We start from the raw sequence: 13,420 nt of genomic DNA on the forward strand, positions 1-13,420 counted from the left end.
GCCCCTTATTCGATGATCATCAAGGGCGCGCCGAATTCGACCGGCTGACCGTCATCCACGAGGATACGCTTCACAGTGCCGGATTTCGGCGCGGGAATGTGGTTCATGGTCTTCATCGCTTCGACGATGAGAAGCGTCTGGCCTTCCGAAACCTGATCGCCGACCTTGACGAAAGAGGTGGCACCCGGTTCCGGCGACAGGTAGGCCGTGCCGACCATCGGCGAGGCGACGGCGTTCGGATCTTCGGACGGGTCGGGGGCGTTGGTCGCAACCGCGGCTGCCACAGGGGCTGCCGCGACGGGGGCTGCGGCCACGGCGGCCGGGGCGGCCACGGTCTGAACGATGGCCTGCGGAGCGGCGCGGCTCACGCGGACGTTCAGGCTGTCATTGTCGCCATATTCACGCATGACTTCGAGTTCGGTCAGATCATTGGCGCTGAGGAGTTCGGCAAGCGCCTGGATGAAAGCCACGTCGGCGTCGTTTTGCTTTGTCATATGTTCCACTCGGATTATGGCCCGCCCGGTTCTTGTTTTCTCGTGGGCCCGGTTTGGTCTTTTCTGTTCTCCGTATATAGGCCCTGTGACGTTGCGTGAAAACCCGATTTCGCGGGGGGATGTCGCTGTGGCGAGGCAAACTCTGCCCATGTTTTGGGCGCTTGCGCATCATTATGTGGCGTGGGCTTTCGGAAAAGACCGAAAATGATCGAGCATAAATTTTACCGCTTGATAAAATTTTTGCCGCTGTCACGGTGAGTCACAACAAAAAAGCAAGCCAACAGGGAGCAAGCCCTATGTCCAACACGCCGTTGACGCCCGGTATTCAGCCCGGACGCCTGCCGCAGGAGAGCTATCCGGCGCAGTTTTCCGATCTGCACCCGGTGCTCGATCATCACGAGGCACTGGTCGCCGCAGACCGCTGTTACTTCTGTCACGACGCGCCCTGCATGACCGCCTGTCCGACCTCGATCGACGTGCCTTTGTTCATCCGTCAGATCCTGACCGGAACGCCCGAAGCGGCGGCGAAGACGATCTTCGAACAGAACATCCTTGGCGGCATGTGCGCCCGCGTCTGCCCGACAGAGACGCTCTGCGAAGAGGTCTGCGTGCGCGAAGTGGCGGAAGGCAAGCCGGTTGAGATCGGTCGCCTGCAACGCTACGCCACGGATACGCTGATGGCGGCGGGCGTGCATCCGTTCACCCGTGCTGCGCCGACCGGCAAGACGGTGGCCGTGGTGGGCGCGGGGCCTGCGGGGCTTTCTGCCGCCCACCGTCTGGCGATGAAGGGCCATGACGTGACCATGTTTGACGCCCGGCCCAAATCTGGCGGTCTCAATGAATATGGTATCGCCTCTTATAAGGCACCCGATGGCTATGCCCAGAAAGAGGTCGACTGGCTGATGCAGATCGGCGGGATTTCCGTTGTGAATGGCAAGAGGCTGGGCGATGGCCTGTCGCTCGATGCGCTGAAGGCCGAGTATGACGCGGTGTTCCTCGCGATCGGTCTGGCGGGCGTCAATGCGCTTCGGGCCGAGGGCGAAGACAAGGACGGCGTTTTGGATGCGGTGGATTTCATCTCCGAACTGCGTCAGGCCGAGGACCTGTCGAAACTGCCTGTCGGGCGCAATGTCGTGGTGATCGGCGGCGGCATGACTGCGGTCGACGCCGCCGTTCAGGCCAAGCTTTTGGGCGCGCAGAACGTCTCCATGGTCTATCGCCGGGGCCGGGCGCGCATGTCCGCGTCTGAGTACGAACAGGATCTTGCGACCTCGAAAGGCGTGCAGATTTTCTACAACGCCGCCCCTGTGGCGGTTTACGGTAACGGCACCGTGGTCGAGGTTGAATTCGAATACACCTCGGAAGAGGGCGGCAGCCTCAAGGGCACGGGCGAGACCTTCCGCCTGCCTGCCGATCAGGTGTTCAAAGCCATCGGTCAGACGCTCGATGGCGCGCCGGAAGGGCTCGAAATTACCGGCGGCAAGATCGCGGTCGATGTCGTGGGACGCACCTCGATTGCGGGCGTCTGGGCCGGGGGCGATTGCGCCTCGGGCGGCGAAGACCTGACCGTGACGGCGGTGGCCGAGGGCCGCGACGCCGCCGAAGACATCCACGCCAAGCTGATGGAGGGCTGAGCCATGGCCGATCTGACGAGCACTTTTTGCGGCATTAAAAGCCCGAACCCGTTCTGGTTGGCCTCCGCGCCGCCGACCGACAAGGAATACAACGTCCGCCGCGCCTTCGAGGCCGGATGGGGCGGTGTCGTCTGGAAAACTCTCGGCGAGGAAGGCCCGCCCGTGGTCAACGTGTCCGGCCCGCGTTACGGCGCGATCTTTGGGGCCGACCGCCGCCTTTTGGGTCTCAACAACATCGAGCTGATCACCGACCGTCCTTTGGAGGTGAACCTCGAAGAGATGACGCGGGTGAAAAAGGACTACCCGGACCGGGCGCTGATCGCCTCGGTCATGGTGCCTTGCGATGCGGAGAGCTGGAAGAGCATCATCCCCCGCATCGCCGAAACCGGCTGTGACGGGTTCGAGCTGAACTTTGGCTGTCCGCATGGCATGGCCGAGCGCGGCATGGGTTCTGCCGTGGGGCAGGTGCCCGAGTATATCGAGATGGTGACGCGCTGGTGCAAGGAGACGACCGACCTGCCGGTGATCGTCAAACTGACGCCGAACATCACCAATATTCTTTACCCTGCGGAGGCCGCGAAACGCGGCGGTGCCGATGCGGTCAGCCTGATCAACACGATCAACTCGATCACTTCGGTGAACCTCGACACCTTCAGCCCGGAGCCGATGATCGACGGCAAAGGCACCCATGGCGGCTATTGCGGCCCGGCGGTGAAACCCATCGCGCTCAATATGGTGGCCGAGATCGCGCGCAATCCGGAAACGGCGGGTCTGCCGATCTCCGGCATCGGTGGCGTGACCACATGGCGCGATGCGGCGGAGTTTCTGGCACTCGGTGCCTCGAACGTGCAGGTCTGTACGGCGGCGATGACCTATGGGTTCAAGATCGTGCAGGAGATGATTTCCGGTCTCAGCCAATACATGGACGAGAAGGGCTTTACCTCTGTCGCGGAGATTTCCGGGCGGGCGGTGCCGAATGTCACCGACTGGCAATATCTCAACCTGAACCATGTCACCAAGGCGGTGATCAATCAGGACGACTGCATCAAATGCGGGCGCTGCTATGCGGCTTGCGAGGACACCTCGCACCAGGCGATCGAAATGGGCGCGGACCGGACCTTCACGGTCAAGGACGACGAATGCGTCGCCTGCAACCTTTGTGTCAACGTTTGCCCGATCGAAGGCTGTATCACCATGAAAACGCTTGAAAAAGGTGACCTGGATGAGCGCACGGGCCGCAAGGTGGGGGACTATGCCAACTGGACGACCCACCCGAACAACGTGGCGGCCTGCGTCGCCGAATGAGGGAGTCGGCGCGGAGGGGAAACCTTCCGCGCAGCACCAAGGCCCCGAAGTCGCGCTGTCGGGGTAAAATTCGGACACAACTTCACTGAACCCCGTGCTTTATCCCTTGGCGCGGGGTTTCTTTTTGACGCAGCAGGCCGGTCAGCGAACCGTGGGCCCCTGGTGCTCATGTTCGGTTGTCTTTGTAATCCGCGCCATCCTGACGCGTGATCGGGGTCACCCGTCGTAGGGTGTCCGCAGGACCGCAGCGGGGCCGGAATGACGGGCCTCGGGGTCCTGCGCCTCGGACGGCGTGGCCGTCAGGGCGGTTTGCGTGTCTTGCGCGAGGTCGCGGGCCTGAACTGAGGCCCGATCCGCACCCGTGGTCGTCGGCGTGGTCGTTGCCGGGGCAATCGCGGCCTCGTCCGTCGTTTGACTGCGTTTCGCGGCAATTTCGGCCAGCGCATTGCGCAGGTCGAGTTCGACCTCGAGAACCGAAGCCTGAAACGCCGGTGTCGGACCGACAAGAATATCCTCCGGCAGGTCTTCCCCGAGAGTAAAGCGGCTTGCGACCGTGTCGGAAACCGCGCCGTTTACCGCATCCGTCTGAGACGTTCCGGTTGTGTCGTCGTAGGTGACATCTGTGCCGTTCTGGCCGGGAAGCTCGTTCCCTTTCGTATAAGTTGCCGTTCCGTTAAGTGCGGTTCCCGCGACTTGTGGCACGGCTGGCTCCGGTGGATCGGGAGGTTGCCGAAAGGCAAAACCGCCCCCGCCGAAAGCCGGCACGCCCATTAAATTGGTCATGCTCGTGCTCCTTCTTTTCAGGAGCCCCCACCATCCTTCTTTATAAAGGGGTATGGTATCCCAAGGGTTAATACCCACGGGAATTTTTACTTTTGGTTAATGGGGTTAAGGATGCGCGGGGCGTGTGCCTCGCGACTTCCTGAACAGGGGATTAAGGCGTGAGCATCCGGCGGAACAGCGTGTCGAGATGGGCGCGGGCGGCCTCGAAATGGCTGTCGCCCTCCGGGTGCAGGATACCGCGGATCTGGGCGTCGAAATCGGCGTAATGTTGGGTGGTGGCCCAGATCGAGAAAATCAGGTGATAGGGATCGACCGGGGCGATGCGGTCAGCTGCGATCCAGCTCTCTATCACCTTGGTCTTTTCATCGACCAGATCCTTCAGCTCGCCCTCGATCTTGTCCATGATATTGGGCGCGCCCTGTACGATCTCATTGGCAAAGAGACGGCTCTCGCGCGGGTATTCCCGAGCCATTTCAAGTTTGCGCAAAACATAGGCAAGGATCTCTTCGATCGGCTCACCCTCTGCCTGCATTTTACGCAATGGATCGAGCCAAGTTTGCATCAAACCGTCGATCAACTCGCGGTGAATCGCCACTTTCGAAGGGAAATAATACAGAAGATTGGGTTTCGAGAGCCCCGCCGCCTTGGCAATCTGATCCAGCGTCGAGCCGCGAAACCCGTGCTGGGAAAACACGTCCAAAGCTGCTTCCAGAATGGTTTCTGTGTTCTTTTTCTGGATTCTTGTCCGTGGTTGTCGTCCCGGCATCTGGCGTTCGATTCCCATTCCATCCCCAATTTGCAGTCGTTTACCGCCTATTGTTTGCTAAAAAAAGCGCCAAACATAAGGGGGAATCGCCTTAAAACCGCACTTAGGCCCTATTTGCATGGTTTTTCGGCAAGTGCATGGTTTTGTATCTTCGTCGGAGGCTGTTAGGGTTCCCTTGACCAAATGGTCAAACCTGTAGGGCAGGAGGCAGGACAGGATGAGCATGGACGCGACGAAGACAGACGCGTTTGCCTCCCGTCATCCCCCGGCCAGTAAGGCCGCCCCCGCAGACACGAGATGAGACATTTGAAAGGACATCCCATGGCCGCCGCTGGTGAAAACCTCAAGATCAACTCCGAACGTCTTTGGGATACATTGATGGAGATGGCGAAGATCGGACCCGGCATCGCGGGCGGCTGCAACCGCCAGACGCTGACCGACGAAGATGCCGAGGGGCGCAAGCTGTTTCAATCGTGGTGCGAAGCGGCGGGGATGACGATGGGCGTCGATGCCATGGGCACGATGTTCATGACCCGCGAAGGCACCGACCCGGAGGCTTTGCCGGTTTACGTCGGCTCCCACCTCGACACCCAGCCGACGGGCGGGAAATACGACGGCGTTCTGGGGGTCTTGGGCGCGCTCGAAGCCGTGCGGACAATGAACGATCTCGGCATCAAGACGAAACACCCGATCGTGGTGACCAACTGGGCCAATGAAGAGGGCGCGCGCTTTGCGCCCGCCATGCTGGCCTCGGGCGTGTTTGCGGGCAAGCATACGATGGAGTATGCCTACGGGCGCACCGATCTCGAAGGCAAGACCTATGGCGAGGAACTCGCCCGGATCGGCTGGAAAGGCGACGAAGAGGTCGGCGCGCGCAAGATGCATGCCTATTACGAGTTGCACATCGAACAGGGGCCGATTTTGGAGGCCGAGGGCAAGGACATCGGCGTGGTGACCCATTGTCAGGGGCTCTGGTGGCTTGAATTCACTTTGACGGGCAAAGAGGCGCACACCGGTTCGACGCCGATGGCGATGCGCACCAACGCGGGGCTCGCGTTCGGGCGCATCCTCGAGATGGTGCAGGAGGTGGCGATGGATCACCAACCCAATGCCGTGGGCGGTGTCGGTCAGGTGAAATTTTCGCCGAACTCACGCAACGTGCTGCCGGGGACGGTGGTGTTCACGGTCGACATTCGGACGCCGAACCTTGAGAAACTGAACAAGATGCGCGCCATTATCGAAGAGCGCGCCGCGAAGATTTGCGAAGAGATCGGCGTGGGCTGTTCCGTCGAACCCGTCGGCCATTTCGATCCTGTGACCTTCACGCCGGAATTGGTGTCGAATGTTCGTAAAGCTGCGGAAACGCTGGGCTATTCGCATATGGACATCGTCTCGGGCGCCGGTCACGACGCCTGCTGGGCCGCCGCTGTGGCGCCCACCACGATGATCATGTGCCCCTGTGTCGACGGACTGTCACACAACGAGGCCGAAGAGATCAGCCCGGATTGGGCAGCCGCGGGGACCGATGTGCTGTTGCATGCGGTGCTTGAAACCGCTGAGATCGTGGAATGAGCGAACTGGTTATGGGGCGGCATTCGCGCATCGGTTGGGGAGCGGCTCTCGTTGCCTCTCTTGTCTGGCTGGTGCTCACTTTCTCAGCTTATGACACGATTGGAACGAACCTGCGGCTTGCTGGCCAGAGTTACGCGCTTCGCGATGCGATTGCGAACTGCTTGTCTGATGATGCGCTATGCTACGCGGGTGGCGTGCCTGAAACTCAGGAAAGTCGGGATGAACTTGCTCAGGCCGTCGAAGACGCAACGGATCGGACGTGGCGTGCGGCTGGAAGGGCTGCACAGACAGCGGCTGTTATATTTGGCCCTTTATTCGCTGTTTTTACAACATTTGGAATATGGGCGTTTAAACGTAGAGGAGGGAACAAGACATGAGCAAAGTCATCAAAGGCGGCACGGTCGTCACCGCCGATCTGACCTACAAGGCAGACGTGAAAATCGAGGATGGCAAGATTGTCGAGATCGGGCCGGACCTGACGGGGGACGAAATTCTCGACGCGGAAGGCTGCTATGTGATGCCGGGCGGGATCGATCCGCACACGCACCTTGAGATGCCTTTCATGGGCACGCATTCCTCCGACGATTTCTACGCAGGCACCCGCGCGGCTCTGGCAGGCGGCACCACGATGGTGGTGGATTTCGCGCTGCCCGATCCGGGGCAGTCTCTGCTGGATGCGATCAAGGTTTGGGACAACAAATCGGCCCGCGCCTGCTGCGATTACTCGTTCCACATGGCGATCACATGGTGGTCAGAGCAGGTCTTTGACGAGATGAAGACCGTGACCGAGAAGGGCATCAACACGTTCAAACATTTCATGGCCTATAAGGGGTCGTTGATGGTGAACGATGACGAAATGTTTGCCTCTTTCAAACGCTGCGCCGAACTGGGTGCGACGCCTCTGGTCCATGCCGAGAATGGTGACCTTGTTGCTGAAATGACTGCGAAACTTTTGGCCGAGGGCAACACCGGGCCGGAAGCGCATGCCTATTCGCGGCCGAGCCAAGTCGAGGGGGAGGCCACCAACCGCGCGATCATGATCGCCGATATGGCGGGCGCGCCGCTTTATGTGGTGCACACCTCTTGCGAAGAGGCGCACGAGGCCATTCGCCGCGCCAAGATGAACGGCAAACGCGTTTGGGGCGAGCCGTTGATCCAGCACCTCGTCCTTGATGAAAGCGAGTATTTCAACGAGGACTGGGACCATGCCGCGCGCCGGGTGATGTCGCCGCCGTTCCGCAACAAAAAGCATCAGGACAGCCTCTGGGCGGGTCTGGCATCGGGGACGCTCTCCTGTGTCGCGACCGACCACTGTGCCTTCACGACCGAGCAGAAACGCTATGGCGTTGGCGATTTCTCGAAAATTCCGAACGGCACTGGCGGGCTTGAGGATCGTTTGCCGGTTCTGTGGACCTACGGGGTCGAGACGGGCCGCATCACGATGAATGAATTCGTCGCAGTAACCTCCACGAATATCGCGAAAATCCTCAACTGCTACCCGCAGAAGGGGGCGGTTCTGGTCGGTGCGGATGCCGATCTGATCGTGATGGACCCGACCATGTCGAAGACCATCAAGGCCGAGACACAGGCTTCCTCCATCGACTATAACGTCTTCGAAGGGATTGAGGTCACGGCGCTGCCGCGTTACGTTTTGAGCCGCGGCTATGTGGCTGTCGATAAAGGCGAATTGGTTGCGAAAGAGGGGCATGGCGAATTCGTCGCCCGCGATCCGAACGCGACGGTGAACACCGCGCTGTCCAAATGGAAAGAACTGACCGCGCCGCGTCCGGTGGTGCGGGCCGGCATTCCGGTGACGGGCGTTTGAGGACAGGGGATTAAGCCCTATAAGAAGACTGGGCAGGGCCGGGGAAACGGCCCGCCTGAAAAGGGGATAGGTCGGGGAAATCCGGCAAGAACAAAGACATAAGCCATATGAAAAAGCCAGTGATCGACGCGCAGGGGGTGGACCTGACGTTCCAGACGAACGACGGGCCGGTGCATGCGCTCAAAGACGTGAACCTCCAGATCGACAAGGGGGATTTTGTCTCCTTCATCGGGCCGTCGGGCTGCGGCAAGACGACGTTCCTGCGCTGTATCGCGGGGCTTGAGACGCCCACGGGCGGCACCCTGACCGTCAATGGGCTAAGCCCGGATGAGGCCCGGAAATCAAGGTCTTACGGCTATGTCTTTCAGGCGGCGGGGCTGTATCCCTGGCGCACGATTGCGGGCAATATCCGCCTGCCGCTCGAAATCATGGATTTCCCGAAACCCGACATCCCCGCGCGCGTCGAGAAGGTGCTCGATCTCGTGGACCTCAAGGGCTTTGGCAAGAAATACCCATGGCAGCTTTCGGGTGGGATGCAGCAACGCGCTTCGATTGCCCGTGCGCTGGCCTTCGATGCGGAAATTCTCCTTATGGATGAACCCTTTGGCGCTTTGGACGAGATCGTTCGCGACAAGCTCAACGAAGAGGTTCTGAAGCTTTGGGCGGCGACCAACAAGACCATCGGCTTTGTCACCCACTCGATCCCCGAGGCGGTGTACCTGTCGACGAAAATCGTGGTGATGTCGCCGCGCCCCGGACGGATCACCGATGTCATCGAGAGCACCCTGCCGAAAGAGCGGCCGCTGGAAATTCGCGACAGCGAAGAGTTCATCAAGATCGCCCACCGGGTGCGTGAGGGCCTCAGAGCGGGGCATGCGGAATGACCGGGAGCTGGCGCAAAACCACTGTCGGCAAAGCGTCGGACTTGTGTCGGACTTCTGTCGGGCCTTCGTGTGCCCGGAAAGATCTCGGGGTGAGTTCGAAACGGGGCTCCGTTTTGCACGAGGGGCAGCGTCCCTTTGAGAAGGGGGCAGCATGAACAAGATCGTCCCCGTTCTCACCGTCCTCGCCGTTTTGATCGTGGTCTGGTACGCAGCCGCGTTCAAGATGAACAGCACATGGACCTATGATCAGGCCGAACGCGCCGGGACCGAAGTGACGTTTTCCGATCTGGTCACGGACACCATGGCGCAGAAACGCCCGCTTTTGCCCGCGCCGCATCAGATCGTGGCGGAGCTTTGGGACACCACGGTTCAGAAAAAGATCACCTCGAAACGCTCGATGGTCTATCAGGGGTCCATTACGCTCAAGACCACGCTTTTGGGCTTTGGCTTTGGGATCGTGGTCGGCATCGCCTTTGCGACGATCATCGTGCTGAGCCGGGTGGGGCGGCTGACGCTTATGCCTTGGGCGATCATCTCGCAGACCGTTCCGATTGTGGCGCTGGCGCCGATCATCGTCGTCTTGTCGAACGCGGCGGGGACCGGCACGCTGATGGTGCCCAAGGCGATCATCGCGGCCTACCTGAGTTTCTATCCGGTTATGGTGTCCATGGTGAAAGGCCTGTCGAGCCCGGATCACATGCAGCTCGATTTGCTCAAGACCTATGGCGCGAGCCAGAGCGAAGTGTTCTGGAAACTGCGCCTGCCGTCCTCGATGCCGTATTTCTTCGCCTCGCTGAAGGTCTCTGTGGCCGCCGCTTTCGTCGGTGCCGTGGTGGCGGAACTGTCGACCTCGGCGATTGCGGGGCTTGGCGCGCGGATGCTGATCGGGTCGCAATTCGGCGAACCGATGATCATGTGGGCGGCGCTGTTCGCGGCGGCGATTTTGGCGGCGATCCTGATTTTCCTCGTCGGCGGGTTTGAAAAACTCGCGCGCTACATGATGGGAGGGCGTGCGGTATGAGCCGAGCCGACACGACATTCGAGAAACTCGCATGGCCTCTGGGCTTTGGGATTTTGGTGCTGGTGCTTTGGGAAGTCATCGTGCGGGTGTTTGGCGTCTCCCCCGCGATCCTGCCGCCGCCGACGGCGATTTTCGCGGCCATGGCCGGGTCTTTGCCGATCCTCTGGGAGGACTGGGTGCAGACGGTGGTCAAGGGGGCGTTGAACGGGCTTTGGATGGGCACTTTGGCGGCCTTGATCTTTGCGCTGATCATCGACCGGTTCGATTTTTTGAAACGCGGGCTGATGCCGGTGGCGAATTTCTTTGCCGCTTTGCCGATCGTGGGCCTCGCGCCCATCATGGTGATGTGGTTCGGGTTCGATTGGCAATCCAAGGCGGCTGTGGTGGCCGTCATGGTGTTTTTCCCGATGCTGGTGAACATTCTGGGCGGGCTTGCGGCGGTCGATCCGATGCAGCGCGACCTGATGCGGACCTATGCTGCCTCGCATGTGCAGACGCTTCACAAATTGCGCGGTCCGGCGGCCTTGCCGTTTCTGTTCAACGGCTTGAAAATCGCCACCTCGCTGGCGCTGATCGGGGCGATTGTTGCTGAATATTTCGGCTCTCCGATCCGGGGCATGGGGTTTCGCATCACGACAGAGATGGGACGCTTGGCAACGGATATGGTTTGGGCTGAGATTGTGGTGTCCGCAGTGACCGGCACGGCGCTTTACGGCCTCGTGACGGCCATCGAAAAACGGGTGACCTTCTGGCACCCCTCACAACGCGGGTGAACTCGCGCTAACGAAAGGCACGGGGGGGAATACCTCGGCCGAAGACACAACTTGGAGGTTGTAAGACGATGAAGAAACTCCTGACGAGCGCTGCCGCTCTCGCCGCGATGGCGACCGGTGCATTTGCCGCCGACGATGTGACTCTTCAGCTCAAATGGGTCACGCAGGCCCAGTTCGCGGGCTACTATGTGGCGCTTGAGAAAGGCTTTTATGAAGAGGCCGATCTGAACGTGACGATCAAACCGGGCGGCCCAGATGTGGCCCCGGTGCAGGTTCTTTTGGGCGGTGGCGCCGATGTCATGGTCGACTGGATGCCGTCGGCTCTGGCCGCGCGTGAAAACGGCGCGCCGGTGGTGAACATCGCCCAGCCGTTCAAATCCTCTGGCATGATGCTGACCTGTCTCAAGGACACCGGCATCACCGGCCCGGAAGATTTCCCGGGCAAGACGCTGGGCGTCTGGTTCTACGGCAACGAATATCCGTTCCTGTCCTGGATGGGCAAACTGGGCATTCCGACCGATGGCTCCGAGGGTGGCGTGACGGTTCTGAAGCAGGGCTTCAACGTCGATCCGCTGTTGCAAAAGCAGGCCGCTTGTATCTCCACCATGACCTATAACGAATACTGGCAGGTGATCGACGCGGGCATTTCCGCCGACGATCTCATCACCTTCAAGTATGAGGATCAGGGCGTGGCGACGCTGGAAGACGGTCTTTACGTGCTCGAAGAGAACCTGTCCGACGAGGCGTTCAAGGAGAAGATGGTGCGCTTCGTGAAAGCTTCCATGGAGGGCTGGAAATACGCCGAGGAGAACCCGGAAGAGGCCGCCGAGATCGTGCTTGAGTACGATGAAACCGGCGCGCAGACGATGGAACATCAGGTGCGCATGATGTCCGAAGTGGCGAAACTGACGGCGGGCTCGAACGGCGCGCTGGACGTGGCCGATTACGAGCGCACGGTGGCGTCGCTTCTGTCTGGCGGTTCCGATCCGGTGATCACCAAGGCGCCGGAAGGGGCCTATACGCTTGAGATTACCGACGCTGCGCTTCAGTAAGTCTTTGACATTCTGACAAAAAGACCCCGCCCGGAGGACCGTCCGGGCGGGGTTTTCGCCTTTCGGCGAAAGGGTCAGTTTACGACTGCATCGCCTGTTCGAGGGTCATGTCGCCCTCCACTTCGGTGTAGGCGGAGACATCGACATCCGGCATGGCCTCAAGCTCGGCCTCGGTCGCGCCTTCGACCATCACGGTGGTGTCGTCGACCACGGAGAATTCATCGACCGGGACAAGCACGTCATGTTCGCCGATGCCGAGGAAGCCGCCCATGCCCACGACGGCCATGGTGCCGCCCTCGGCGGTGACGATGGCGTCGATCTCGCCGATGTCATTGCCGTCCTGCGACAGAACCTTGGTGCCGGTGATCTCGGTCACGGTCTCATTGCCGAAGGTTGCGAGCGCATCGGCGAGTTTCTTGGCGCCGGATTTGGTGGCATCCCAGGCGTCAGACGCGGCTTCGCCCGTGGCGTCGGCCATCTCGGAGGCACCGTCCTTGGTTTCCTGCCAAAGCTCGGCCCCGGTCTCTTCGGCGGTGTCCACGCCGTTCTCGATCTCGGTGCCGATGCTGGTTTCGGCCTCTGTGCTCTGTTCGATCACCACACCATCGGAAGTGACCTCGGCTTCGGTCTGGCTGGTCATCTCGGCAAGGGCCGGGGTGGCCAGAAGGGTGATCGCGGTGGCGGTGGTCATCAGTTTGTGCGTCAGGGTTTTCATCGTGTTCTCCTCTCAGTCATGCGTTGGCATGCGGTATGCAGAGACAATGAACGAGACGCGCGCAGGGTTCCGGAAAAATTCGGGAAAATCGGCGGGGGATTAAAATTACCCCATTTTTACAATGGTTTATTCGGGTTTTGTTTTGGAAAATTCCCGGTTGAGCGTGGCGAGGATCTTGTAGAACCCCCGGATTTCCTCGGATGTGAAGCTCTTGGAAAAGGCTTCGATCTCGCGGGCTTCGCGGGCGCGGATGGCGGTGATGATGGCGCGGGCCTCCTCCGAGAGACGGTAGAGTTTCGAGGCACGGTGGCGCGGGTTGTCGACGCTTACGAGCTTGCCCTCCTCATGCAGAATCTTGATCTCGCGCCCGACGAATTGCCGCGTCACATCGAGATGCGCGGTGATCTGCGGCGCTGTGGCCTCCCCGAGCGCGAGCAGTGCCTCCAGGATGGCGCGCTGGCCGACGGTGATGCCGGTGCCCGCGAGGTCATGCTCGACCCGCGCGGTGATGTTGCGCAGGAGCGGTCGGGTCAGTTGAATGCCGGCGTAAAGCTGATCGGCGAGGCTCGTCTCGGTCATGTCTGTCATCGCGTCGT

14 protein-coding genes are annotated in these 13,420 nt (G+C 60.5%); 9 read left to right on the plus strand and 5 right to left on the minus strand.

Features of this window, described 5'->3' with window-relative positions; translation table 11 throughout:
• Window positions 1-5 precede the first annotated feature (5 nt).
• The gene (accB, locus tag V1475_RS11465; RefSeq protein ID WP_479412850.1) at window positions 6-494 is read right to left on the minus strand and encodes an acetyl-CoA carboxylase biotin carboxyl carrier protein; all 489 of its coding nucleotides are present in this window, start codon (window positions 492-494) and stop codon (window positions 6-8) included.
• Between the two features lie 296 nt (window positions 495-790).
• On the opposite strand from accB, the gene V1475_RS11470 reads away from it, so the two are divergent.
• Together V1475_RS11470 and preA are read left to right on the plus strand one after the other, a co-directional pair.
• Window positions 791-2,128: an NAD(P)-dependent oxidoreductase gene (locus V1475_RS11470; protein ID WP_479412851.1), complete on the plus strand. Its 1,338-nt coding sequence runs from the start codon at window positions 791-793 to the stop codon at window positions 2,126-2,128.
• 3 nt (window positions 2,129-2,131) lie between these two features.
• Window positions 2,132-3,433, plus strand: a complete 1,302-nt coding sequence (gene preA / locus V1475_RS11475; protein ID WP_479412852.1) for an NAD-dependent dihydropyrimidine dehydrogenase subunit PreA — start codon at window positions 2,132-2,134, stop codon at window positions 3,431-3,433.
• Window positions 3,434-3,649: 216 nt separating this feature from the next.
• Here the strand turns inward: preA and V1475_RS11480 are convergent, their stop codons facing one another.
• The gene (locus tag V1475_RS11480) at window positions 3,650-4,216 is read right to left on the minus strand and encodes a hypothetical protein (RefSeq protein WP_479412853.1); all 567 of its coding nucleotides are present in this window, start codon (window positions 4,214-4,216) and stop codon (window positions 3,650-3,652) included.
• Window positions 4,217-4,367: 151 nt separating this feature from the next.
• On the minus strand, window positions 4,368-4,982 hold the full coding sequence (locus tag V1475_RS11485; protein WP_479413971.1) for a TetR family transcriptional regulator C-terminal domain-containing protein: 615 nt from the start codon (window positions 4,980-4,982) through the stop codon (window positions 4,368-4,370).
• Window positions 4,983-5,303: 321 nt separating this feature from the next.
• Between V1475_RS11485 and V1475_RS11490 the strand changes: the two genes are divergently transcribed.
• The 7 genes from V1475_RS11490 to V1475_RS11520 all read left to right on the plus strand — a co-directional run bounded on the left by V1475_RS11490 (window position 5,304) and on the right by V1475_RS11520 (window position 12,109).
• On the plus strand, window positions 5,304-6,554 hold the full coding sequence (locus V1475_RS11490; RefSeq protein WP_479412854.1) for a Zn-dependent hydrolase: 1,251 nt from the start codon (window positions 5,304-5,306) through the stop codon (window positions 6,552-6,554).
• Entirely contained in the window at window positions 6,551-6,931 is a 381-nt protein-coding gene (locus tag V1475_RS11495) for a hypothetical protein (RefSeq protein ID WP_479412855.1), read from the plus strand. Before V1475_RS11490 ends, V1475_RS11495 begins: the two co-directional genes overlap by 4 nt.
• Window positions 6,928-8,379, plus strand: coding sequence for a dihydropyrimidinase (hydA, locus tag V1475_RS11500; RefSeq protein WP_479412856.1), 1,452 nt, complete (start codon window positions 6,928-6,930; stop codon window positions 8,377-8,379). Before V1475_RS11495 ends, hydA begins: the two co-directional genes overlap by 4 nt.
• Window positions 8,380-8,486: 107 nt before the next feature.
• Entirely contained in the window at window positions 8,487-9,263 is a 777-nt protein-coding gene (locus V1475_RS11505; RefSeq protein ID WP_434287674.1) for an ABC transporter ATP-binding protein, read from the plus strand.
• Between the two features lie 151 nt (window positions 9,264-9,414).
• Entirely contained in the window at window positions 9,415-10,284 is an 870-nt protein-coding gene (locus V1475_RS11510) for an ABC transporter permease (RefSeq protein WP_479412857.1), read from the plus strand.
• Complete coding sequence (locus V1475_RS11515; protein WP_479412858.1) at window positions 10,281-11,057, plus strand: ABC transporter permease; 777 nt, start codon at window positions 10,281-10,283, stop codon at window positions 11,055-11,057. Before V1475_RS11510 ends, V1475_RS11515 begins: the two co-directional genes overlap by 4 nt.
• A gap of 68 nt (window positions 11,058-11,125) precedes the next feature.
• Window positions 11,126-12,109, plus strand: a complete 984-nt coding sequence (locus V1475_RS11520; RefSeq protein WP_434287671.1) for an ABC transporter substrate-binding protein — start codon at window positions 11,126-11,128, stop codon at window positions 12,107-12,109.
• A 79-nt stretch (window positions 12,110-12,188) separates the two neighbouring features.
• Here V1475_RS11520 and V1475_RS11525 read toward each other — a convergent pair whose 3' ends face one another.
• Window positions 12,189-12,824 carry a PRC-barrel domain-containing protein gene (locus V1475_RS11525; RefSeq protein WP_479412859.1) on the minus strand — a complete coding sequence of 212 codons (636 nt, stop codon included), beginning with the start codon at window positions 12,822-12,824 and terminating at the stop codon, window positions 12,189-12,191.
• Between the two features lie 126 nt (window positions 12,825-12,950).
• Window positions 12,951-13,412: a MarR family winged helix-turn-helix transcriptional regulator gene (locus V1475_RS11530; RefSeq protein WP_479412860.1), complete on the minus strand. Its 462-nt coding sequence runs from the start codon at window positions 13,410-13,412 to the stop codon at window positions 12,951-12,953.
• Between the last annotated feature and the right edge of the window lie 8 nt (window positions 13,413-13,420).

This window comes from Celeribacter sp. SCSIO 80838, assembly GCF_056498065.1.